At 48.9% G+C, this 22,923-nt stretch carries 21 protein-coding genes; 12 read left to right on the top strand and 9 right to left on the bottom strand.

All coding sequences use genetic code 11. The features are described from left to right. Window position 1 precedes the first annotated feature (1 nt). Window positions 2–1,225 carry an amidohydrolase gene (locus tag HP398_RS08135; RefSeq protein ID WP_173622344.1) on the bottom strand — a complete coding sequence of 408 codons (1,224 nt, stop codon included), beginning with the start codon at window positions 1,223–1,225 and terminating at the stop codon, window positions 2–4. Window positions 1,226–1,241: 16 nt separating this feature from the next. Continuing rightward, the gene (locus HP398_RS08130) at window positions 1,242–2,477 is read right to left on the bottom strand and encodes an amidohydrolase (RefSeq protein ID WP_173622343.1); all 1,236 of its coding nucleotides are present in this window, start codon (window positions 2,475–2,477) and stop codon (window positions 1,242–1,244) included. A 180-nt stretch (window positions 2,478–2,657) separates the two neighbouring features. Between HP398_RS08130 and nikC the strand changes: the two genes are divergently transcribed. The 10 genes from nikC (at window position 2,658) to HP398_RS08080 (ending at window position 11,891) form a co-directional block, all read left to right on the top strand. Continuing rightward, entirely contained in the window at window positions 2,658–3,557 is a 900-nt protein-coding gene (gene nikC / locus HP398_RS08125; RefSeq protein WP_017250979.1) for a nickel transporter permease, read from the top strand. Between the two features lie 13 nt (window positions 3,558–3,570). Beyond that, window positions 3,571–4,491, top strand: a complete 921-nt coding sequence (gene nikB, locus HP398_RS08120) for a nickel ABC transporter permease (protein ID WP_017250978.1) — start codon at window positions 3,571–3,573, stop codon at window positions 4,489–4,491. 12 nt (window positions 4,492–4,503) lie between these two features. Further along, window positions 4,504–5,526 carry an ABC transporter ATP-binding protein gene (locus HP398_RS08115; RefSeq protein ID WP_017250977.1) on the top strand — a complete coding sequence of 341 codons (1,023 nt, stop codon included), beginning with the start codon at window positions 4,504–4,506 and terminating at the stop codon, window positions 5,524–5,526. A gap of 2 nt (window positions 5,527–5,528) precedes the next feature. Further along, entirely contained in the window at window positions 5,529–6,524 is a 996-nt protein-coding gene (locus HP398_RS08110) for an ABC transporter ATP-binding protein (protein WP_254475972.1), read from the top strand. A 94-nt stretch (window positions 6,525–6,618) separates the two neighbouring features. Continuing rightward, window positions 6,619–7,407 (top strand): sensor histidine kinase, encoded by a 789-nt coding sequence (locus HP398_RS08105; protein WP_017250975.1) that lies wholly within the window; start codon window positions 6,619–6,621, stop codon window positions 7,405–7,407. 4 nt (window positions 7,408–7,411) lie between these two features. Then, the gene (locus HP398_RS08100) at window positions 7,412–8,116 is read left to right on the top strand and encodes a response regulator transcription factor (RefSeq protein ID WP_017250974.1); all 705 of its coding nucleotides are present in this window, start codon (window positions 7,412–7,414) and stop codon (window positions 8,114–8,116) included. After that, window positions 8,113–9,441 (top strand): sodium:solute symporter family transporter, encoded by a 1,329-nt coding sequence (locus tag HP398_RS08095; protein WP_017250973.1) that lies wholly within the window; start codon window positions 8,113–8,115, stop codon window positions 9,439–9,441. The genes HP398_RS08100 and HP398_RS08095 overlap by 4 nt, the downstream gene beginning before the upstream one ends. A 22-nt stretch (window positions 9,442–9,463) precedes the next feature. Beyond that, window positions 9,464–10,357: a DMT family transporter gene (locus HP398_RS08090; protein ID WP_017250972.1), complete on the top strand. Its 894-nt coding sequence runs from the start codon at window positions 9,464–9,466 to the stop codon at window positions 10,355–10,357. Window positions 10,358–10,493: 136 nt separating this feature from the next. Next, the gene (locus HP398_RS08085; protein WP_173622342.1) at window positions 10,494–10,940 is read left to right on the top strand and encodes a hypothetical protein; all 447 of its coding nucleotides are present in this window, start codon (window positions 10,494–10,496) and stop codon (window positions 10,938–10,940) included. A gap of 72 nt (window positions 10,941–11,012) precedes the next feature. Further along, complete coding sequence (locus HP398_RS08080; protein ID WP_173622535.1) at window positions 11,013–11,891, top strand: phosphotransferase family protein; 879 nt, start codon at window positions 11,013–11,015, stop codon at window positions 11,889–11,891. Here the strand turns inward: HP398_RS08080 and HP398_RS08075 are convergent. Genes HP398_RS08075 through HP398_RS08065 form a run of 3 tightly spaced genes read right to left on the bottom strand, consistent with a single transcriptional unit; the run spans window position 11,888 to window position 15,009 of the window. Continuing rightward, window positions 11,888–12,721 (bottom strand): carbohydrate ABC transporter permease, encoded by an 834-nt coding sequence (locus tag HP398_RS08075; protein WP_173622341.1) that lies wholly within the window; start codon window positions 12,719–12,721, stop codon window positions 11,888–11,890. The two genes, HP398_RS08080 and HP398_RS08075, sit on opposite strands and share 4 nt — an antisense overlap. Further along, window positions 12,721–13,671, bottom strand: a complete 951-nt coding sequence (locus HP398_RS08070; protein ID WP_173622340.1) for a carbohydrate ABC transporter permease — start codon at window positions 13,669–13,671, stop codon at window positions 12,721–12,723. The genes HP398_RS08075 and HP398_RS08070 overlap by 1 nt, the downstream gene beginning before the upstream one ends. Before the next feature lie 18 nt (window positions 13,672–13,689). Beyond that, entirely contained in the window at window positions 13,690–15,009 is a 1,320-nt protein-coding gene (locus HP398_RS08065; RefSeq protein WP_017250967.1) for an ABC transporter substrate-binding protein, read from the bottom strand. A gap of 209 nt (window positions 15,010–15,218) precedes the next feature. Here HP398_RS08065 and HP398_RS08060 point away from each other — a divergent pair, with 209 nt between their 5' ends. Both HP398_RS08060 and HP398_RS08055 read left to right on the top strand, forming a co-directional pair. Continuing rightward, the gene (locus HP398_RS08060) at window positions 15,219–15,644 is read left to right on the top strand and encodes a MarR family winged helix-turn-helix transcriptional regulator (RefSeq protein ID WP_017250966.1); all 426 of its coding nucleotides are present in this window, start codon (window positions 15,219–15,221) and stop codon (window positions 15,642–15,644) included. Window positions 15,645–15,730: 86 nt separating this feature from the next. Then, window positions 15,731–16,066, top strand: a complete 336-nt coding sequence (locus HP398_RS08055; protein WP_017250965.1) for a DoxX family protein — start codon at window positions 15,731–15,733, stop codon at window positions 16,064–16,066. A 111-nt stretch (window positions 16,067–16,177) separates the two neighbouring features. On the opposite strand, the gene HP398_RS08050 is transcribed toward HP398_RS08055, so the two are convergent. The 4 genes from HP398_RS08050 to HP398_RS08035 form a co-directional block, all read right to left on the bottom strand. Next, a complete protein-coding gene (locus tag HP398_RS08050) occupies window positions 16,178–17,494 on the bottom strand; it encodes a serine hydrolase domain-containing protein (protein ID WP_173622339.1) in 1,317 nt (438 codons plus the stop codon). Window positions 17,495–17,582: 88 nt separating this feature from the next. Next, window positions 17,583–19,520 (bottom strand): sigma-54-dependent Fis family transcriptional regulator, encoded by a 1,938-nt coding sequence (locus HP398_RS08045; protein WP_173622338.1) that lies wholly within the window; start codon window positions 19,518–19,520, stop codon window positions 17,583–17,585. 632 nt (window positions 19,521–20,152) lie between these two features. Then, a complete protein-coding gene (locus tag HP398_RS08040) occupies window positions 20,153–21,613 on the bottom strand; it encodes an aldehyde dehydrogenase family protein (protein ID WP_017250962.1) in 1,461 nt (486 codons plus the stop codon). Window positions 21,614–21,631: 18 nt separating this feature from the next. Then, the gene (locus tag HP398_RS08035; RefSeq protein WP_173622337.1) at window positions 21,632–22,729 is read right to left on the bottom strand and encodes an NAD(P)-dependent alcohol dehydrogenase; all 1,098 of its coding nucleotides are present in this window, start codon (window positions 22,727–22,729) and stop codon (window positions 21,632–21,634) included. Window positions 22,730–22,923 lie beyond the last annotated feature (194 nt).

Raw genomic sequence — 22,923 nt, 5'->3', positions numbered from 1 at the left:
ACTACCACTCACCCGCTACCCGGTTGCCTTGGAAAAGAACGACCTTGCGCTTGGCACGTCTCGCAACAGCTTCTGCTGAACATGTCGCTTCGACCGCCATCAGGCTCGCCTCATCTCCAACCAATGGCCACAGGCGATTTCCGGTTTCATCGAGAGTGATCCGCCCTTCTGTCACGAAGCCGAGTGCTACGCCTAACGATCTTTCATCCGTCAAGCGAAAGCGTTCAGCCAGTCGTCCTGCTTTTTCCAACAAGTCTCCACTGCCAAAGGGTGTCCAGTTGTCAGTCAAGCTGTCGTTTCCAAGCATGACGGCAACCCCTTCTTGATGCAGCAACGGAATCGGAATGGTCAGGCGATTGATCGGCACGGTCGATGCAACGGAGATACCAAGGGAGGCGAGTCGTTGTGCCATCTCTCTGGCTTCTTCCTGCGAAACATCGCCTAACCCCATCGCGTGACTAATCGTGACACGTCCTTGCCAGCCTGCCTCTTCCGTCAGATCAGCGAGGCGCTTCATCGTAAATACGCCGAGATGCCCCGGATCATGCAAATGCATGTCAATGTCGGCATCCGCTTCGACTGCCAACTCTAGCATCGTTTGCAGAGAACGCTCGATGTCTCCGTCTACTCCACCTGGATCGACGCCGCCTACATGAGTGGCGCCTTGACGCAGTGCCTCACGTACCATGTCTCGCGCTTGTGTACGCAGCATGCCATAATGCGGGAAAGCAACGATTTCGTGGGAGACACGGTCTGCATACGTCTCGAACGCCTTCTTCATTCCTTCCAAGAACCCAAGACCAACCTGTGGGTCTACATGACAATGCGTTCTTACATGCGTAACTCCTGTTTCCACCAGCAGCGAGAGAATATTTTCTGCTCCTGTCTGAGCCTGTTTGAGGTACATTGGCAACAGCCCTCTGTCCTCAGCGTGGCGTTCGAACAAGTTTTTTACGGGAGTTGTTGCCTTCCACGGACCGCCGTAATACGTTTTTTCCAGATGAATGTGCTTCTCGGCCATAGACGGCAAAATCAGTAAGCCTTTCGCGTCCTTTTTAGGTAGCCCATCTTCCAAAATCTCACTGGAAGGGACAATCCGTGTAATTTTCCCATGCTCAATGAGCAAATCGCACAGCTCTGTCCGCGTTCCAGTGATCACGCCTTCTTCCCACTCATACCCGTTTTCCAATCGCGCGTTGACGATCCAATAAGGAGAAGATTTCACGGGCTTTTCCCCCCTCTTAAACGTTCACTTCTTCCACTTGACCAGAAGCGAGAGTGCCTTTGAAAAATACAGCATGTCGATCGGCACGGCGCGCGATCGCTTCTGCCGAGCAGGTCGCGTTCACGAGGATCAGGCTAGCGTCTTCACCTTGTGCAGGCCACAGCTGTGTTCCGTTGGCATCCAACGTCGTTTTGCCACCTGTGATAAAACGCAGCGATTGTGACAGAGACAACTCGTCCAGCCAACGATTGCGTTCAGCAAGTCGCCAGAGGCGCTCCAGCACATCGCCATTTCCGTATGGCTGCCACGTGTCAAAAATGTTGTCGCAGCCGACCGCAACGTCGACGCCATTTTGGTGCAAAAGCTGCACAGGTGGAATAACGCGGCTAAATGGCACACTGGTGATGATCGTAATGCCCGCTTCCCGCAGGATCGTCGCCATCTCTTCTGCTTCCTGCACAGGGATGTCTCCGAGCGCAAACGCATGGCTAATTGCTACGCGGCCTTGCCAGCCAGCGTCTACGGTCATTGCTGCTAGTCGCTTCATTGTGTAGGTTCCCAAATGTCCCGGGTCATGCAAATGCAAGTCCACACCTGCGTTTGCTTCTACCGCCAGCTCCATCATCTGGTGCAAAGATTCTTCTATATCGCCATCCACATTAGCTGGGTCTACGCCTCCGACATGAGTCGCACCTTGGCGCAATGCCTCACGCAAGAGTGCTTTTGCGTCTGTACGCAACAAGCCATGCTGCGGGAATGCGACGATCTCATGGGTGACTCGATCCGCGTAGGTTGCTAATGCTGCTTTTACTGATTCCAAATTGGAGATTCCCACTTCTGGGTAAATGTCCACATGTGTACGTACGTGTGTCGATCCATAAGACAAGAGGATCTCCAACAGATTCTCCGCACGCTCTTGTGTGGTTGTCGGCAATCCTGGCAGTGTGCGCTTCTCAATCTCGCAACGCTCAATAATATTGGACACAGGAATAACGGCCCGCCATGGTTCTCCCTGAAGCGTTTTGTCCAAATGAACATGCTTCTCTACGAAAGATGGGAGTGCCAATAAGCCTTTTGCATCCTTTTGCAAAATACCGTCTGTAAGCTTCTCTGTCGCTGGTACAATACGCGCGAATTTTCCGTCTTTTACCAAAATGTGAAACAAGGATGCCTCTGTCCCCGTGACGACACCGTTTTCCCGACGGTAGCCCGTCTCCAAACGAACATTGGTCAACCAATAGGTAACGCCCATCCATTATCCACCCTCTCTTTGTCTCTCTCCATTCCTTTCTCCCCCATTATCTAGGAAGCCGGAAGACTTGATTTGCACAATCTTTACGTCTATTTTCACTATTTTTACGACTTGTTCAAATTGCCTTTACTTCGTACATTTTTCTGATAACTTTGACGTAAGCAAAGGAGGGGTTACACCATGAAGGTTGAGATTGCACCAACTAATCAAGCTCTTCCGCCGAAAGCAGCGGCTGCACGCCCTAGCAGATGGCGGACTTTTTACAGGAAACTACGAAAAAACAAACTCGCCATGGTAGGCGGCTGTATCGTGATTTTTTACATCGCGATTGCCCTGTTGGCACCATTCATCGCTCCTTACGATCCCTATGAGATTGATTTGGTTAACAAATTGAAGCCACCATCTGCTGAGCACTGGATGGGTACCGATGACAAAGGTCGGGATGTAATGAGCCGTCTTTTATACGGAACGCAGCTCTCGATGTCCGTCGGATTCGTCGCCGTCTTTATTGGTGCATTTTTCGGAATTATTCTTGGCTTATTATCCGGTTACTACGGAGGCTGGGTAGATACGGTCATCTCCCGTATCATCGATGTTTTGCTCGCCTTCCCGGGAATCCTGCTATCTCTGGCCATTGTCAGTGCCTTAGGGCCAAGTCTCTTTAACGTTATGATCGCCGTTGGTATCTTCTCGATTCCTGTATTTGCACGGATCGTCCGCGGCTCTACCTTGACCGTGAAAAAACTGGAGTACATCGATGCGATCCGCTCACTCGGTGCCAATGACTTCACGATTATCTTTAGACACATTTTTCCAAACATTTTGTCTCCTATTATCGTACAGGCAACGATGCGCCTAGCTACCGCGATTCTATCCGCCGCTGGCCTGTCGTTCCTCGGACTGGGAGCACAGCCTCCTCTGCCGGAGTGGGGCGCCATGCTTAGTAACGGACGCGACTTCTTGTTTACCGCTCCGCATCTGGCCATGTTCCCTGGTTTCGCTATTGCAACTCTTGTTCTCGGCTTCAACATCTTTGGGGACGGCCTCAGGGACGCTCTCGATCCACGAATGAAACAATAGGAGGGAAATCTTCATGTTTGTTTACATTATCCGTCGCCTGCTGCAGATGATTCCCGTCCTGCTCGGTGTCATTCTGGTCGTGTTTTTGATCATGCAAATGGTTCCTGGCGACCCGGCTGTATTGCTCGCCGGTGAAGGCGCTTCTGCAGAAACGATTGCAAAAATGCGTACACAACTCGGCTTGGATCAACCCATCATGGTTCAGTACGCGCAATATGTCTTTAACGTGTTCCAAGGTGATCTAGGTACGTCACTTCGCTCTAATCTTCCCGTGTGGGATGAGATTATGGCGCGCTTGCCTGCTACCATCGAACTCGCACTCGCCAGTATTTTTGTAACCGTTGTACTCGGTATGATCGCAGGTATCGTCTCTGCTACCAAGCAATACTCTGCTGCTGATATTACGATCATGGTTATTGCCTTGCTCGGTGTATCCTTACCAAGCTTTTGGCTCGGCTTGAGCTTAATCTACACGTTCTCCGTCAAGCTGCAACTCTTCCCTGTTGCAGGCTGGGGCACCTGGAAGCACATGATTTTGCCAGCGATCACACTCGGTACCGCTGGGGCTGCCATCGTTGCTCGTATGACTCGCTCCAGTATGCTCGACGTCGTGCGTCAAGACTACATCCGCACAGCGAAAGCAAAAGGCCTGCGTGAAACAGTCATCATTTACAAGCATGCTTTGAAAAACGCGTTGATCCCGATTATTACGGTCGTTGGCTTGCAGTTCGGATTCCTTTTGGGTGGTACGGTTCTCGTAGAATCTGTATTTGCCATCAACGGCTTGGGTCGTCTAATTGTCGATGCGATCCGCATGCGTGATTTGCCTGTCGTACAAGGCGGCGTACTGATCGCTTCCATTATCTTCGTATTCGTGAACCTACTCGTCGATGTATTGTATCGCTACTTTAATAAACGAATTGATCTGAACTAAGGAGGGATCACCATGCCGGAACAACGAGATATCATCCTGGACGTTCGCAATCTGCAAACGCATTTTTTCACAGACGATGGCGTCAGTAAAGCAGTGGACGGCGTTGATTTCTCTCTAAATAGAGGAGAGACACTAGGTCTGGTAGGAGAATCGGGCTGTGGAAAAAGTATCACTTCCCTCTCGATCCTCCGTTTGATTGCCAGTCCTCCGGGAAAAATTGTAGGAGGAGAAATCCTTTTCAAAGGGCAAGACCTGACGAAAAAATCAGAAGCAGACATGCGCGCGATCCGCGGCAACGAGATTTCGATGATTTTCCAAGAGCCAATGACCTCGCTTAATCCGGTTTATTCGGTTGGGGAACAAATCGCAGAGGTATTGCGCCTGCACCAAAACATGGGACGTAAGGAAGCATGGGACAAAGCAGTAGACATGCTGCGTCTGGTCGGTATTCCTTCCCCGGAAAAACGCGCGACTCAAGAGCCGCATGAATTGTCTGGGGGTATGCGCCAACGCGTCATGATCGCGATGGCTCTCGCCTGCCGCCCGGAAATTTTGATCGCGGATGAACCGACAACCGCTTTGGACGTTACGATTCAGGCTCAGATTCTCGAGCTGATGAAAAAGCTGCAAGTCGAAATGGGCATGAGCATTATCATGATTACCCACGATCTGGGCGTTGTTGCTGAAACATGCGATCGCGTTGCAGTCATGTACGCAGGAAAAGTCGTGGAGTACACGACTGCACAAAACTTGTTTTCGAATCCACGCCATCCCTATACAGTGGGGCTAATGAACTCCCTCCCCCGTCTGGATGAGGACGTGGAAGAGCTGCAAGCGATTAAAGGAAATGTACCAAGTCCGTTCAACATGCCAGTTGGATGCCGATTCGCTCCACGTTGCCCGCATGCAACAGAGCTGTGCAATACGAAGCTTCCTGAGCTCTTGGAGTATGCAGACGGAAGCAAAGTACGCTGCTGGATGTATACGTCTGAGTGGGACGGCGACACCAAGACTGCTACGGAAGTGGGGGTATGACCATGATGACGACACAAGCGAATCCAACGAAAAAACCACTGCTCGAAGTAAAAAATCTCAAGCAGCACTTCCCGATCAAAGGCGGCATTTTAGGCCGTACCGTCAACCACGTAAAAGCCGTGGATGACATTAGCTTCACGATCCATGAAGGTGAAACACTGAGTATTGTAGGCGAATCCGGTTGTGGAAAATCCACTACCGGTCGTGCCATCCTCCGTCTGGATGAACCGACGAGCGGAACGGTACTATTCGAAGGACAAGATCTGCTGGCGATGTCCAAGAAGCAAATGCGCGACATGCGCAAGCATTTGCAGGTCATTTTCCAGGACCCATTTGCTTCACTCAACCCGCGCCAATCGGTATCCGCTATTCTCGGGGAAGCGTTGGCGATCCAAAATATCGTTCCTGCGCATCAACGCCGCGAGCGTATAATCGAGCTGCTCGGCTATGTAGGTTTGCGTCCGGATCAAATTGACCGCTTCCCGCATGAATTCAGCGGCGGACAACGCCAACGGATCGGGATTGCCCGTGCACTCGCGATGCAACCGAAGCTGATCATTTGTGACGAAGCCGTATCGGCACTCGACGTATCCATTCAGGCTCAAGTGCTGAATCTCCTGAAATCATTGCAAAGGCAGTTCAAGCTGACGTATTTGTTTATCTCTCATGACCTCGGCGTCGTTCGTCACATCTCGGATCGCGTCATGGTGATGTACCTCGGTAAAGTGGTAGAGATCGCGGATAAAAAGTCGCTGTTCGACAATCCGCAGCATCCTTACACGCAGGCACTCCTGTCTGCGATCCCGGTACCGGACGTAAGCAAAAAGCAGGAGCGGATCATTCTGCGCGGCGATGTACCTTCTCCGATCAATCCTCCGCAGGGCTGCCGCTTCCATACGCGTTGCCCGTATGCGATTGATCGCTGCAAAACAGAAGTGCCTGGCTTGATCAGCCTACACGATACTCATCAAGTCGCCTGCCACATCGTTCAAGTCTAGTAATAGAGATTAAAATTTTCTAAAATCGCAAGAGATCACGAAGCAGCATGATATGATGGTAACTGCAAAATCTATCCATAACAGAAGGGATCTCATGATAAGCTTCGAAGGTTTCACATTGCTCATTCTGCTGTTTATTTTGGCTCCTATCATAGGAGCTATTGCTTTATTGTTTCTGTTCATTTTCGAGAAGCGGATTGATCTGTTAGAAAACAAAAATCTGAAGATCGAGCTGGAGAAAGAATTGCAGCAAGCGCTTTACAATCAGTTGAATCAACAAATCCAGCCTCACTTCTTGTTTAATACGCTAAATGTCATTCTGAGTCTGGCGCGATTGAACCGAACGAAGGAACTGGTGAGAGCGCTCGAAGTCCTCTCCCAGTTTCTCAAATTCAAATATAAATCCACAGAGCCATTGATTTCATTGGCGCGGGAGATTACGTACACGGAGCAATATTTGGAGATTCAAAAGCTGCGTTTCGGCGATCGGCTCCGGATTCAACTTGATTGTGCAGATGATCTCTTGCAAGCATCCATTCCCCCTTTCGTCTTGCAGACGATTGTGGAAAACGCATTTAAGCATGGATTGGAACGAAAAATGGGCGAAGCTATCTTAGACATCCGCATAAGCCGAAAAGATGACGATGTCCTGCTTACGGTCATCGACAACGGTTCTTCCGGACTCACAGCCTTCCAGAATGAAAGTGAGATCGAAACGGAACAGCCACATGAGAAGAGCGGTCACGGGTTGGACAACATCCGCAGGCGGCTCCACCTTTGTTTTGGTGATCATGCACATCTGGAGCTTGCTCCGATATCTGAGGGAGGAACTCTTGTGTCTGTCAGGTGGCCCTGTACTTATGAACAAATCGATCTGAGGTGAGAAGATGAACGTACTACTCGTGGATGACGAACCATTGGAGCTGGACCAGCTCGAGTATTTGATTCAGCCCATGTTCCCCTTGTGGAAATTCTACAAGGCCGCAGATGGCAGTCAAGCCATGGCGATCAGCCAGAAGGTTCCTCTTCATCTCGCCTTTCTGGACATTAATCTTCCGGGGAAATCCGGGCTGGTGCTTGGCGAAGAGCTGAGAGCCCAGCACAAAGACATCGAGCTCATCATTGTCACGGCTTATCAAGATTTTCATTATGCCAAGCAATCGATCCGCCTCGGTGTCGTGGATTACATCACGAAGCCCGTCATTGAGAGCGAGCTGGTCGACATTCTGAAAAAATATCAGAAGAGCCCTGCCCTCTCCGCTTACACCCGAATTATTTCCGATGCGATGAACATCATTCATCAAAAATTCGCGGAGAAGCTGAATCTAGCTGATCTTGCCGCAGAGGTCCATATCAATCCTACCTATTTGAGTCGCCGCTTTCATGAAGAAGTGGGTGTCTCCTTTTCCGAGTATTTAATGCAGTACCGCATTCAAATGTCGAAGAAGTTCCTGATCGCTCATCCTGATTGGAGCATATCGACGGTTGCCGAGCGGACTGGCTTCAACAGCCAACACTATTTCAGCACCATTTTTCGCAAGGTAGTGGGGAAAACCCCGAAAGAATACCGGGACAAGGGGAATGCATCTTGACCTACTTATCCTTTCGCGAATACGTGGTAGGCGCAGCAAAGATCGGCATTGGGCTTGGCGTCGTCTCGATCCTCGCCCGCTGGGTGACCGGAAACACAATATTCGGTTCACCAGAAGCACTCGTCAAATACGGGATATTTGGCGGGATCGGCTTCGCTTTGATGGGAGCATTTGCCCTTAGTATGTTTGGACTGCTTGGGCGTAAGGTCCGCCGTGAGTTATCAGAAGGGATGACTATCGGGGATTACATGCGGGACAAGCTACATCCGTTTGGTTACTGGCTAATGATCATCATCCTTTTGATTACCACGATTGAAGCGATGTTCGTCCAGGGAATGGCTGGGGGCGTATTGCTGAACATCTTGTTTGGCTTACCGATCCCGCTCGGCTTGCTCTGCTTTTTTGGATTTTGTGTGCTGTTTGCAGGCATCGGAGGTATTCGCTCGATCCATCGTTTTGCCATCGTACAAATTGTCATTACGTTTGCGGCCATCATCCTGATTCCCGTCTACTTTTTCGTCGGTAAAGGTGTCGAGCATGTCTATAACGGACTGCGTCTTTACCATCCTTACCTTCTGGTGCTCAACAACAATGAGGGTCTTTTTTTTATCATTACCGGGCTGTTGATTGGGTTTGGTCAAGTGTTTGTCGATCAGGCATCGTGGCAGCGTCTCTATATGATGGAAGAAAAAAAGATCGTCCCTACCTTTCTGGTGTCCGGACTCATTTTTGCCACCGTACCACTGGCGTTTTCCTCGCTGATCATCATCGTTCTTTTTACGGGCGGCTTTGATGATATTTACTCGCTGTTGTTTGATCTCGTACGCAAGATTGACACGATGATATTGCTTATATTATTTGTCCTCTGTGCCTTCGGTGCGATCATGTCCGCTTTTGGTGCAGGTCTTCATTCCATGATCAGTCTGATGGTCAACAACGTCTATCAGCTGTTCCGCCCAGACGCTTCAGAACGGCAAAAAATCCGTTTGGGCTACATCCTTGCCATTGCTATCGGTGCGCTTTCGTATGGTTTGACGATCTACTTCCAGCCGACCTTGCTGGATTTGCTGTTCTTCTTTGGCATTATGTATGCCTCGCTGTTTTTGCCTGTCGTCGTCATCGTGTTGACGAAGGGGAAGGCACCTACTTTCATTTTGATCAGCGCAGTTATGGGATTCGTCGCAGGCTATAGCAGCCGGATGTACGTCGATCCGATGATGGCAATCTGGATTGCCTCCTTATGTACAGCTCTGGTCTTAACGGCCTACTTGTGCATGACCTGGCTATGGAAACGGTACATCCGAACGCCGGATCACACTCGCTGACCCACAGGAAGGAACGAATCCTATGCTACGCTCCTACTTGCTGCTCATTTTTTGCGTAACCGCTTGGGGCAGCAATTTCGTCTTCGGGAAAATGCTCGTCGCAGAGTTTTCTCCGCTCTTTTTGTCGGCTATGCGTCTCTTGTTTATCGTGCTGTTTCTGCTCATTTGGTCCAGAGGGCGTCTGAAAATGCCAAAGCTCACTCGTACGGACTGGTTCTTGCTCGCGGTACTGGGAGTGGTCGGCGTATTCATCAACCAGTGGTCCTTTTACAAAGGGCTCGTAACGGCTGATCCGACCACCTCTGCTCTGATCCTGGCGCTGACGCCGATTACAACCGCTCTCTTGGCTGCCTTGTTCTTGAAAGAATCACTGACTGGCCGCATGGCAATCGGTTCGGTGATCGGTACATCAGGCGTTTTATTCGTCATTTATACAGGGGCAGAGCTGCATTTTGATGTAGGTATCCTTTGGATTGTATTGACGATGCTGACATTCGCGACCTCGATCATACTCGTCAGGTTGTTGGGACATCGACTTCCTCCACTCGTGACGACGCTCGTATCCAATTTGATCGGCTTCGGATCGATGCTGCCTTTTGTCCTGATCAGCATCCCTACGGCCACGGTAAGCACCAGCCTCTCATCCTGGATTCTCTTGTTTGTCACCGCTGTCATCATGCACGGTATTGTGACCCTAATCTGGAACAGTCAACTACAGAAGGTAGGCGCTGCCAAAGCAGCGATGTTTGCCAATCTGGAACCGTTTATTGCCATGCTGTTTGGCTTACTATTGCTGGCAAAGCCTGTAACGGCTGTACAGTTTTTCGGTGCGGTTCTCATCATTGCAGGTGTGACCTTGACCACAACCTCAAAGGAGCCGCGTGAAAAGAAGAAGCTCTCCTCGCTTTCATCCTAATCAAAACAGTTCGCCGCACTTTTCATACTAAAACAGTCGGAATTGTAGTTGAGAAGTACAATTTCATTGCTTTATACTTGAAGAAAGGCGGGCGATGTCCGTCCCGTTACATCGTGATAAGAGGAGGGGACAGTCCATGTCTACCGTAAAACTATCCCAGTGGGAAACGATGCTCTTAGAGGCAGCCCGTGCCCATGGATTCGTCGATGAGGAAATCATCCACAAGCTGAGAACAGGTGACCCTACGCCTTTTTCGGACGTGGAGGGCGGCAAGTACGATTACACCCATCTCTTTGAACTGTCCAAAAATGATCCCTCTACGCTGGAGGCTGCGATTCGCGAAGGCTACCAGATCAAGTTCACCACTTTTAACGGGATTAAGTTTTTGCTAAACAAACGCTACAACATCCAAGCAGAGCACGATTATCACGTTGAGGAAACAGCGCTGCACCACGTTCGCTTACCAGACGATGCATTGGCGTGGATGCGCAGGACAATCTCCCATAACTGGCGAATTGTTGAACTAGAGAAGCTCGCAGACACCAAAGAAACGCTCGTCAGATTTGAACTGGCAGCATCGTAAATACGAAAGAGCACTTTCCTTAGGGGAGAGTGCTCTTTTTTCGAAATGCGGAGTATTGGAAGGAGAATCATGATGACAACGCAAGCGTATATCCAACACATTCAAGCAACTTATCCGGAATTGACCATCACTTCCGCCTACTTTAACGAGATGGGCCAAAACAATGATGTGCTCATCGTCAATGACGCGTACGTGTTTCGCTTCCCGAAATATACCGCCGGAATCGAGCAACTGAAGGTCGAAACAAACATTTTACGTACGGTAAGACCATATCTCTCCCTGCCGATTCCGACTCCGATCTATTTGTCCTTTGCCGAGGAAATACCTGGGCGGGTGTTTGCCGGATATCCGCTACTCGAAGGTGAGCCTTTTACCCGAGAAGCTTTTCAAGAAGCCTCTCGTCAAAATTCGGTACCCACTGTCGCTGCCCAACTGGCACAATTTCTTCATGAACTGCACCAGCTTCCCGTCTCCTCCTTGCTCCCAGAGCTCATCCCTGGCGATTTTGACATGGCCAAGCAGTTGACTGAGCTGTATGAACAGATTGTTTCGCACTTGTTCCCAGCAATGCGTGAGCAAGCGAAAAAGGATGTAGCCGAGCGGTTCGAATCGTATCTGGCAAACCCTGCCCACTTTGATTTTCAGCCTTGCTTGACTCACGGAGATTTTGGCACAGGGAATATCTTGTACTCCCCGATAAAACAGCGCATCACAGGCATCATTGACTTTGGCGGCTCGGGTGTGGGCGATCCGGCATACGACCTCGCAGGACTCTGCGCCAGCTACGGGGAACCGTTTTTGCAGCACTTCACTCCGGTATACCCCCAGCTTGAGCAGGTGATGACAAGGATGCGATTTTACCGTAGTACATTCGCCTTGGAGGAAGCGCTGTTTGGTCTGGAAAACGACGATGAGACAGCGTATCAAGCTGGCATGCGTGACTACTTCTAGCCTTTTACGGCACCCTGTGTGAGCCCTTCCACCAAGTACTTTTGACAAAACGCAAACAGCAGCATCGTCGGGATGACTGACAGCACCGTAGCTGCCGACATCGCTCCCCATTCGATATCGTACTTTTTGATGAAGGCGTTCATCGCGACGGGAATCGTTTTGACTGACTCTTCATCAATGAACAGAACTGCCATAATCAGCTCGTTCCAGCATTGGACGAACGCGAAAATAAACGTGGCCGCAATTCCGGGGAGCATGATCGGCACGATGACGTGAAACAGGGCGCTCAACCGGGAACAGCCGTCCATCATTGCTGCTTCCTCCAAAGCGTTGGGTATCCGTTGGAAAAAGCCAGACATGATGATCGTACAAAATGGAATCAGCATGACCGTGTAGATGAGCATCAACGAAAACAGGCTGTTTAAGATGTGCATCTTGGACATCATCATATACAACGGCGCCATGCCAATGAACATCGGGATCATTTGGGTGACGAGAAATCCGAACATTACCTGCCGCTTTCCTTTAAACGAAAAGCGGGCCAACACGTAACCACCGAGCATCGCGATGAATACGACCATAGCCGAAGCGACCAAGGAAACGAGAAAGCTGTTCCAGATATACACCTGAAAGTGGGAAATCTGGAAGATCTCCAAGTAGTTGATCAACGTCACCTGTTCCGGCCAATATTGAATCGGGAGCGAAAAGATTTCCTTTTGACCTTTGAGCGACGTAATGATAATCCAATACAGCGGGAAAATCGCAAAAGCAAGAAACAGGGTCAATACAATCGCTCTGCCAGTCCTCCACCCTAGATGTTCACGGTGCATCAGAAGTCCCCTCCCTTCTCTACTTTGGTCGCTTTCACGTAAAAGATCGAGAACAACATCAAAATCAGCACGATGATGACACCTACTGCCGAGGCTTGCCCGTAGTCTTGTCCAAAGATGACTTTATCGATCATGTAGGTAGCGAAAATATGCGTGGAGCCTGCAGGAGCTCCATTTGTCATCGCATAAATAATATCTGGGAAGTTGAGAATCCAGATGACCCGCAACAGGATTGTCACAAGCATCGTAGGCATGATATACGGCAGTGTCACACTCCACAACTGCTGAATCCGCCCCGCTCCATCCATTGCCGCCGCTTCGTACAGCTCCTCTGGGATCGATTGCAGGGCAGCCAGAATCATGATGGCAAAAAACGCGACTCCATACCAAATATTCGCGATAATGACGGCAGCCATCGCCCAAGTGCCATCCGCCAAAAAGGAAATCGGCGCATCGATCAGACCCGTTTTCAAGAGCAAATCATTAATGACGCCAAACTGGGCATTGAACATCCACCGCCAAATCAGCCCAATCAGAAAACCGGACATCGCCCACGGGAAAAAGACAAATGCCTGGTAAATCCCTCTTCCGCGAAATTTTTTACGCATCAAGAGGGCCAGCATAAAGCCAAACATCAATTGAAAGACGAGGGAGAAAAACACCCAGTAAAAGCTGTTCATGGCAACTCGCGGAAAGTCTGGACTTGTCAGTACGTTCACAAAGTTGTCCAGCCCGATGAACTGAATATTCATCAAGTCAAAGAGCGTGTAGTTCTGAAAAGACATGATGATTCCACGCACGAGTGGATAATACGTAAAGACCGAAACAAACAAAATGGCGGGCAAGAGGCACAAAAATATGAAGCGACCTTCTTTGGAAATCCGGAACGATTTCTTCCCTTCCGGCACAACCTGCTTCGTCGTCATGACGATGGGTTTTTGTGTGTCCAAGCTACCATCCCCCCACGTCTACTTTCGTTCGGCTTTTTCTTTCGTCCAGTATTGATCCCATTTTTTCAGCAGGTCCTCTGCGGTGAGCTGATCGAGCAAAAAGCTCTGAATATCTTTATCCGCCGTGCTTTGCCAAGCTCCCCAGCCTTTGTAGTCCACAGGACGTGAAACATCAAGGAACTTCGTCGGCTGCTGGCTCATCTCAATAAACGGCTGGAAGTAACCAGTCTTGTAAAATTCATCTTCTGCCGCGCTTTTCACGACAGGAATCGTGGAAGTCTTTTTCGCAAAATGAGTGCTCTGTTCTGGATCAGAGAGGAATTCAATTAGCTTCCACGCCTCTTCCTTGTGCTTCGAGTACGACGTCATTCCCCAACCTGGCCCACCAACTACTTGTTGAGCGACGCCCGAAGGACCAATCGGAATCGGAGCGGTCGCCCACGTCCCTTCCTGCATCTTCTCCTTGGCTCCATCGATGACGTCAGGGTCTTGAATCAGCATGGCAGTCGAACCCGCTACAAACCCCTGTACCATCTCCTGAAAGCCCCAGCTTACCGAATCTTTTGGAGAGCCTTCCTTGTAAAGCTGTTTGTAATACTGCATCGCTTCTAGTGATTGCGGCGTGGAGAAGAGCGTGCGTCCATCCTTCATGAAAAAGGCAGAGTCAGGGTCGACCTCTGTCCCGTTGTAGGCCCACATGGTGATCAGCGCGTAATCCCACCCAGTCGCCCCTCCCCGGAAGCTGTATCCGTAGCGGTTTTTGGCTGGGTCCGTCAGCTTTTTGGCTGCGACCAAGAGCTCATCCCACGTCTTCGGCACCTCGATCCCAGCTTCCTTAAACCAATCCGTCCGATAATATAAGACGCGCTGGTACAGTCCATTCGGAATGTAATAAGGTGTTTTGTCCACCCAAGTGGCTCGACGTTTAGCGACGTCGGTCAGTTGATCGTAATTTTTCCATTTGTCTGTGTAGGGCTTCAAATTTTCAATAAAGCCATTCATCGAAAACTGCTTGGCATTGAATTCACGAACCTCCAGTACGTCCAGCTCTTCTTTTGCCATCAGCATCTGTGTGATCTTCTGATCGGCTCCTTCAAAGGGAGGTGAAATCAAATCGACTTTGATCCCCGGATTCTTTGCTTCAAACTGGGCTAGCATTTCTTTTAACAGCGCAGTTCGTTGTGGGCTAGTAATGCTCTCGACCATTTTTAGCGTGACGCCATTCGCACCTGACGGCGATGCTGAGTCAGGAGTGGCCGCCGGCTGACTACAGCCTACAAGCAATGCTGTCGCCATCGTTAATTGGAGCGCCACAGAAATCCAGGAACGAAATCCCATACACGAACCCCCTCATGATCTTTTTGCGAGATAGTTCGTATTATATTAAATATTCTGAATTATAAGTTTTAATATCTTTACCAGTTTTTTCGTTTTCTTTACTCTTTTTTCACTGAGGCTTTCCCGACACTATTTTATTTGACTAACTGGAATAAATAAGCTAGCATTTTATATGCTATAGCATGTAAACAAAGGAGCTTGGATTTTCTATGGAATTATTCAATCTGACCGGATTTCTTCTTCACCGCACAGATATGAAAATGACGAACTATTTTAAGAAGAGGTTAAAACAATTTGAGATCACGCCAGAGCAATGGGGAATTCTTAGTGTAATGGATGGAGAAAGAGCGATAACACAAAAGGAACTTTCGGATGCTATTGACCGAGATCAAACCACCGTCGTCAGAATGATTTACTCGCTTGAAAAAAAGGGAATCGTCATTCGCACTTTAAATGACGAGGATAGACGCTCTCATAATTTGTTGCTGAGTGACAAAGGGATGGAGCTAAAATCAATGCTTATACCCGTCGTTACCGAAGCGCATAGTCATGTCACGCAAAAACTTACCGATGTAGAGATTGCGGAATTGCATGCTTTGCTCGATAAACTCTATCAAGTAGTAAAGGATGAATAAATGGAGAGGCAGATACTTTCTCCATCAAATACATGCTATAGCATATATTAAATTTGATACTGAATAACGAAAGTGAGGAAGCCGTCATGACCATAATTATTTTGCAAGTCATCGTTGCGATCTTCTTTATGTTTACAGGTACAAAAATTATTTCCGGTAAAATGGCGAATGAATTTGATCGATTTGGACTCCCTCCCCTCTTTAACTTCTTAACTGGCTTTATTGAAATCATCAGTTCCATAGGCTTGATTATTGGCATATGGTTTTCGACCGTTGCATTACTATCAGGATTGCTTTTAGGCGTGACCATGTTGGTAGCTGCCTTCATCCTACTTGTGATTGCTAGAGATCCTTTTCCGAAAGCAATACCGGCGCTCGTTCTTTGCTGTCTCTCCTTTTTAATCTCGACGTATCATTTTTAGTCTAGGGAGGGGAATACCAACCAAACTGAGGATACAGTCATACCAGTGGCGAGTCAAAGATTTTATTATCATGTCTTAGGTCGCCGCTGGTATGTCAACAAAATACATAGCCTACTCGCTCCTACAAAGCATCCTCAGCCCCATGAGGACCGCCCATGCTTGCTGCTGTTTTTTGAAAAAGAAGCGTAGCGGTTGACCGTTTTGTACATCGATCAGCGTATCGTGGCTGCTGGCCCGTAACTCGTACTCAATACCAGCTACCTCTGCAACAGGAGCATCATCTCGAAGGAAGAGTCGCAATCTTCCGCCTTCCCCTGACGTGTACGTCCCGACGAGCTTCTCTAGCTCTTCTCTCGTTGGCGTATAGAGCGGAGCTTCGTCTTCTTTGTATGCAAGCGGTAAACCAAGGGCAGCATTCACAACAGCCAGCCAGACGTTGCGGATCGGCACGTTTTCCAGATTAGAAAGAACGCTGACGACTAGCCCTTTTTCCGGTACAAACCCGAAGTTCGACGATACCCCGGGCTGGCCGCCCCCATGCTCAACTAGCGTTACTCCTGCATAATGGGGAGTTGTTTTGAGCGCATAGCCATACCACGCGTCCTTTGTCACTCGATGAACTGGCTGCCACATGGCGCTAAGCGAGGCTCCATCTGCTACCTGCTTCTCTTTATAGCGCCCAGCATTAATATAGAGCTGTCCGTATTTCAGCAAATCAACGACGCAAGATCGGATGCCTCCCCCCACTTCATAGTTGCCGAGCGTGGGCCACGTTACCTTTTTCAATTGCTGATCCTCCCCTTTGATATAAGGGACGGAGACATCGGCAAAGCGAGCGACTTCTTCCAGGTTAAAGGTCGAGCGACTCATTTCGAGTGGCGCTAGCAGCTGTTCTGTTACATAGGTACGATAGCGTTGCCCAGTGACACGCTCGATAATCGCTCCCAGGAGGAGAAACATGTCGTTACTGTAACTGATATACTCACCCGGCACACCAAGGGGGGCAAACTGGACTTCGTTCAAATAGGCAATATGCTCGGGGAGTCTCGTCAGCTCTTCACGGCGCAATAGCGGCGGAACACCTGAAGTGTGAGAGAGCAAATGGTGAATCGTGATGTTGTCAGTATGTATGTCCCCCTTTACTTGTAAATCAGGCAAATAGTTGCGAATCGAGTCGTCAACAGTCAGCTTGCCTTCTGCCACGAGCTGCATGATGGTTGCAGCCGTAAACGATTTGGTAACCGAAGCAATGCCGAAAATGGTATCAGGTGTTACTGGCTGATTCGTCTCCAGATCGGTGACACCAAAGCCTTTTTGATAGATGGTCTCCCCATCCCGGGAGATGCCAATGGAGAGCCCCGGCACCTTTTCCTTTTCCATGAACTGCTTCACAAATGCTTCCAGTGCTGAAACGCATGCGTGGTCCATTCCATTCCCCTGCCTTTGGCTCTAAGATTCTAGTTAGCAAAAAGAGTGTTCCAAAAGCCATTCAACATGCTCTAGGAACACTCCTTTTCTACGTAATCTCATATTTTTTCATTTTATTGTACAGCGTGCCCCGGGAAATCCCCAACAGCTTGGCTGCCTTTGTGTAGTTGTAGCGGCTGTCGTTCAATGCTTCCACGATTTGCGCACGTTCATTATCTAGCGGCGTGGACTGCAAAAGCCGTTTGCTGTCTTCGGTTGTCCCTGTTGACTCCTGGATCATATCTGGTATATGCCATGGGAAGATTCGGTCATCCTCCGCAAAGACGACAGCATGCTCGATCGCATTTTTCAGCTCTCGGACATTCCCCGGCCAATCGTACAGTCGCAATGCGTCCATCGTGTCCGGCATCAAGCGGTATGCAAAAGATCCGTGCCTGTGTGCGCCCAAAAAGTGTTCGGCCATTGGGACGATATCTTCTTTTCGCTCGCGCAGTGGAGGGACTTTTAGTTCTATTGAATTCAACCGGTAGTAAAGATCCAAACGGAATTGTCCGACGTCAGCCATTTTTTTCAGATCCTTATTGCTGGCAGCGACGATCCGAATATCTAAAGGGCGAGCCTTGTATTCTCCGATGCGGGTCACTTGCTTCTCCTGCAATACGCGCAGTAGCATCGCCTGAATGGGTAATGGGAGCTCCGCGATTTCATCCAGAAACAAGGTGCCTCCGTCTGCAACTTCAAACAGCCCCACTTTTCCTTCCTTCAAGCCGCCCGTAAACGTCCCCGGTGCATAGCCAAACAACTCGCTCGCAACCAGATCATGGGCAAAGGCTGCACAGTTTACCGCGACAAAAGGCTTATGTCTTCGCAAGCTATGGTCGTGAATGTACTGGGATAGCACTTCTTTCCCCGTTCCGCTTTCCCCAATTAAAAGCACAGACATATCACGCCCAGCGACCTTGTCCAATTTTTGCAGCAAGCCAAGCCACTGTGGTGACTCTCCCACCATTTCTTTCGCAGCTTCCTTGCGCGGCAGTCCACTGTTTTGGGATGGAATGTCGGCAATTTCAACGATTTTCGCAGAACGTGAGGGTTGACGGCGCATTTGAACAAGCGCACCGATCAGCCGATTTTTGTAAGATACGAGCTGAAGTCTGCCTGTAGCAGGATCGGGTGAAAAAGGCAAAGGCCGCTCAGTCGAAACGATGGTGGATAAGAGGGATAGATCGGATTGCTCCTGACAGGATTGGAAGTAGTGGAGCCACTCGAATCGGTTGCACCATTCTTGTTGATCTGTCGTAGCCGGGTCATTGCTCCGCACGATCTGACCATCCAAATCAATAGCCACTAGTAAATCATTGGAAATGGCTAGCTCTTTTTCGAGAAATGTATTTTCCAGATAAAGCCGATGAATCTGTAGCTGATTGAAAATCTCCATCTCCATACTTTTCGCAACCGTTTGCGTTAAGACCAAGGCATGGGCAGGAAAATCCTCTGCAAAGCTCGTCAAATCCAATACGCCAATGACCTGTTTAGTAATCGGATGAAAAATCGGCACACCCGCACAAGAAATGTTTTGCCAGCTCTCACAAAAGTGTTGGGCATCGTGGATGACGACTGGCTGTCCAGCCACGAGGGTGGTGCCAAATGCAGTCGTTCCGCACAATTCCTCGCTCCACACTCCGCCTGGAACTGCATTGAAGCTGGTCAACAGCTCCATCAATTGGTGGTCGGCATTGACATGGAGTAATCTCGCTTTATGATCTGCTAGTATGATGGAATATTTTGTATGAATGAATGATTGGATTTTTGGAATAATCGATTGATACGCATGGTATAACAAGCTGGATTCCTGTAGCATGTGGACATCCATTTGGTTGAGTACTTCAGGCGTTTTTCGCAAATTCGGATCGATTTTATGGGACAGGCTCCTGCTCCATGACTCTGAAATACTGACGGGAACATCAGCTTTTACCTGTCCAGCAGAGAGAAACGTATCTCTGGCGTTCATCCGATTTTTGTACATAGCCTACCCTCCCATCTAGTTATCTCTCCTTATTTTATTATACCTCTATGTCGGGCTATAGTGGTGGAGAGCAAAAAGAAGAAAACGCTCAAGTTCTTGGGCTACCTGCTAGGGGGTCATCCCTGCCCAGCTCCATGTAAAAAACGAAACCCGCGTCCAAAGTCGCGCATCAAAGGAGCGTTTCAGAGGTGGACGCTAAAGACAGGTTTCCTTTTTTCCATTACGCTTCGGTTGGTATCCCAAAGACTTTCGCTTATTTCTTCTTTTTTCTCTTACCAGCCTGAGTGGTTGTGCTCGCTTAAAAGATTATTGCATTCCCTCATGAATGAACTAACGAGGAATTTGACAGAAGCTGCGTAGAAGAAGCGCATTTCCAGTCCAAGCGCCTCTGGAGCCCAACCCAGCGTAGGAATAAATGGCGGGGAATTTAAGCTTCACTTATGGAACTCTTCCTCGAAACTTCTACGTTTGAAGCGCTCCCGCCATTTATTCCGGAGCGGACAGTCAATCCCCCATACGGGGCGTAGGCCGAAGCGTAGACTGGAAATGCGCTTCTTCCCCACACTACAGCACCTCAAACAAAAAACAAATCCCTTCGTTTTTTTGAACGGAAGGGATTTGGCTCCTATCTATTAAAACGGAAACGGACGAGTTTCCTTCTGAACGGATACCCAGCGTGGAGATGTAAACTCATGCAGCGACCAGTCGCTGCCATGGCGTCCCAAGCCAGATGATTTTTCTCCGCCAAATGGTACGTTCGGCTCGGTGTTGATGCTTTGATCGTTGATATGCATCATACCCGTTTCGATTTGCAGAGCGACTTCTACGCCATGCTCCAAATCGCGTGTAAACAAAGATCCACTCAAGCCAAAATCAGTTTCGTTTGCAATGCGGATTGCTTCCTCTTCACTATCTACCGGTATAATGTTAGCGACAGGACCGAACACTTCATTTTTCGCAGTAGCCATATCATTGGTGACATCTGCAAGAATGACAGGCTCCATCAATGTACCATGTACTTCACCTCGTTTAACGACACGCGCACCTTCCGCGATTGCTTGATCGATCAAGCCTTGGATTTTTTCCACTTGTCTTTCGTTAATGAGTGGACCCACAAATGTGTTCGGATCTTGTGGATTTCCAGCTTGGATCATGGAAGTCTTTTTCGCAAAGGCGTCAACGAATTGATCATAGATTTTGCGATGGACGATAATGCGGTTCAACGCCATGCAAACTTGTCCTTGGTGGAGGAACTTCCCGAAGACAGCCGCACTTGCTGCTTGCTCGACATCCGCATCTTCCAGGACGATCATCACGTTGTTTCCGCCTAATTCGAGGGAAGCTTTCTTCAAGTTTTTGCCGCAGATTTCGCCGATTCGACGACCAGCAGTGGAAGAGCCTGTGAAGGAAATCACTTTTGGAATCGGATTTTCGATCATGGCATCGCCGATTTCCGCAATATCTGCAACGACTACGTTAAACAAGCCTTTTGGCAGGCCGACTTCTTCGAGCAGTTTTGCGATGACCAATCCACCGGAGATGTATGTTTGCAGATCCGGCTTGACCACAACGCCGTTACCAGTAGCCAGAGCAGGGATAATGGCGCGGATAGACAAGTACAGCGGGAAGTTAAACGGGCTGATTACACCTACGACCCCAACTGGCAGATGGTAGACGCGGTTTTCTTTGCCTGGAATGAAGGAAGGCAGGATTTCACCTTTCATTCGTAATGGCAAGGACGCGTATTCCTTGATATCGCCGACCACAAAATCAACTTCCGCATTCGCTTTTGCAAATGTGCTGCCTGTCTCGGATACTAAAATACTCACGAGCAGCTCACGATTTTTTTCTACCACTTCTGCGATTTTGTGAATGATGCCAGAGCGAACGTATGCATTTGTTTTTGCCCACTCTTTTTGTGCTGCTTTTGCAGATTGATACGCCTGCTCTACATCCTCAACCGTAGCCAGCTTGATGCTCACCAGCTCGGATTGATCGTATGGGTTGCGGTTGGTATAGCTATTCTGACTCTTTCCTTCTTGCCATTCTCCATCCATGTATTGTTTTGTGTATTCGCTGAAAATGTTGCTCATATGAAGTGTCCTCCTAGCTTAGTCCATCTTGATGATTGCTTTGATTGTTTTACCGCTATGAGAATCGGCCACCGCTTGGTTGATATCATCGAAACGATAGAATTTCACCAGCTTGTCCATCGGGAATTTCCCTTGTTTGTACAAATTGATCAACTGTGGAATGAAAATGCGTGGTACGCAAGCCCCTTCTACTACGCCAGTAATGGTTTTGTTGAGCAAGAGCAAGTCGTTCGTATCGATTTTCTCATCAGTTCCGAGTGGCGGTGCCCCGATTTGCGCTACGACTCCGCAGAAAGTGAGGGCATCCACAGCTTGACGCAATACGCCTGGTCGACCAGCAGTTTCTGCAGCATAGTTTACGCCGCCATTCGTAATCTTCTTGATCTCTTCCACCGGATCAACGTTTCGCGCATGAATGACATGGGTCGCACCCAGTTCTTTCGCCAACTCAAGACGGTTATCATGCACATCGACCGCAATGATCGTACCGCAGCCGATTGCATTCGCAGCCATGATCGCGCTAAGCCCAACCGCTCCTGCACCAAATACGGCAATGCTTGATCCTGCCTCTGGCTTCAGCTTGTTTATGACCGTACCACTACCTGTTTGAATACCGCAGCCAAGCGGTCCCAAAAGAGCCAAATCTACATCTTTATCTACTTTCACCAGATTGCGCTCGTTTACAATCGTGTACGTTCCGAAAGAGGACTGACCGAAAAAGTTGGACAACCCTTTCTCTCCGCAGTGGTGTCTTTTTGTCCCATCTTCCATGTTTCCTAGGAAGTTCAACTCGAAAAATCTTTCACATACATACGGACGTCCGCTCAAGCAATAATGGCATTTTCCGCAATGGGCAAAACCGAGCACCACATGATCGCCAGGCTGTACATAAGTAACACCCTCGCCTACCTTTTCAACTACACCCGCACCTTCATGGCCCAGAACCGCTGGAAGTGGAACTGGATATTCTTGATCGCGCGCAATCATATCTGTGTGGCAAATTCCAGAAGCTACGACGCGAATCAGAACTTCTCCGCTCTTAGGTTCATCGAGTTGAATCGTTTCAATATGAAATTCTTCACCTTTTGCGTGAGTAACAGCAGCTTTCATTTGCATAATATATCCCCTCCGATGATTTCTTCGCACCACTCGATCATTTTTCGAGGATTCCTACCAGATTCATTTATAATTTCGTAAAGACACATGAATATGACACCTTACTGTAGGAAATGAAGAAAAATCCAATCGAGTGTTGTGCGTCGAGAGTAAAATATAGTTTCTCTTCTCCGAGGATTATTCTATTAGCAATT

It is taken from the genome of Brevibacillus sp. HB1.4B (genome assembly GCF_013284285.1).
GTDB classification, from domain to species: Bacteria; Bacillota; Bacilli; order Brevibacillales; family Brevibacillaceae; genus Brevibacillus; species Brevibacillus porteri.
The sequence above is the reverse complement of the archived record's forward strand: the minus strand, read 5'-3'. Positions and strand labels throughout refer to the sequence as shown.

What these genes read in the sequence shown, in the direction of transcription:
- HP398_RS08060 (WP_017250966.1), top strand. Translation starts at nt 15,219, where the DNA reads ATGGAATTATTCAATCTGACCGGATTTCTTCTTCACCGCACAGATATG.
- nikC (WP_017250979.1), top strand. Translation starts at nt 2,658, where the DNA reads ATGAAGGTTGAGATTGCACCAACTAATCAAGCTCTTCCGCCGAAAGCA.
- HP398_RS08080 (WP_173622535.1), top strand. Translation starts at nt 11,013, where the DNA reads ATGACAACGCAAGCGTATATCCAACACATTCAAGCAACTTATCCGGAA.
- HP398_RS08085 (WP_173622342.1), top strand. Translation starts at nt 10,494, where the DNA reads ATGTCTACCGTAAAACTATCCCAGTGGGAAACGATGCTCTTAGAGGCA.
- HP398_RS08035 (WP_173622337.1), bottom strand. Translation starts at nt 22,729, where the DNA reads ATGCAAATGAAAGCTGCTGTTACTCACGCAAAAGGTGAAGAATTTCAT.
- HP398_RS08115 (WP_017250977.1), top strand. Translation starts at nt 4,504, where the DNA reads ATGCCGGAACAACGAGATATCATCCTGGACGTTCGCAATCTGCAAACG.
- nikB (WP_017250978.1), top strand. Translation starts at nt 3,571, where the DNA reads ATGTTTGTTTACATTATCCGTCGCCTGCTGCAGATGATTCCCGTCCTG.
- HP398_RS08130 (WP_173622343.1), bottom strand. Translation starts at nt 2,477, where the DNA reads ATGGGCGTTACCTATTGGTTGACCAATGTTCGTTTGGAGACGGGCTAC.
- HP398_RS08050 (WP_173622339.1), bottom strand. Translation starts at nt 17,494, where the DNA reads ATGGACCACGCATGCGTTTCAGCACTGGAAGCATTTGTGAAGCAGTTC.
- HP398_RS08075 (WP_173622341.1), bottom strand. Translation starts at nt 12,721, where the DNA reads ATGCACCGTGAACATCTAGGGTGGAGGACTGGCAGAGCGATTGTATTG.
- HP398_RS08040 (WP_017250962.1), bottom strand. Translation starts at nt 21,613, where the DNA reads ATGAGCAACATTTTCAGCGAATACACAAAACAATACATGGATGGAGAA.
- HP398_RS08100 (WP_017250974.1), top strand. Translation starts at nt 7,412, where the DNA reads ATGAACGTACTACTCGTGGATGACGAACCATTGGAGCTGGACCAGCTC.
- HP398_RS08055 (WP_017250965.1), top strand. Translation starts at nt 15,731, where the DNA reads ATGACCATAATTATTTTGCAAGTCATCGTTGCGATCTTCTTTATGTTT.
- HP398_RS08090 (WP_017250972.1), top strand. Translation starts at nt 9,464, where the DNA reads ATGCTACGCTCCTACTTGCTGCTCATTTTTTGCGTAACCGCTTGGGGC.
- HP398_RS08110 (WP_254475972.1), top strand. Translation starts at nt 5,529, where the DNA reads ATGATGACGACACAAGCGAATCCAACGAAAAAACCACTGCTCGAAGTA.
- HP398_RS08045 (WP_173622338.1), bottom strand. Translation starts at nt 19,520, where the DNA reads ATGTACAAAAATCGGATGAACGCCAGAGATACGTTTCTCTCTGCTGGA.
- HP398_RS08105 (WP_017250975.1), top strand. Translation starts at nt 6,619, where the DNA reads ATGATAAGCTTCGAAGGTTTCACATTGCTCATTCTGCTGTTTATTTTG.
- HP398_RS08065 (WP_017250967.1), bottom strand. Translation starts at nt 15,009, where the DNA reads ATGGGATTTCGTTCCTGGATTTCTGTGGCGCTCCAATTAACGATGGCG.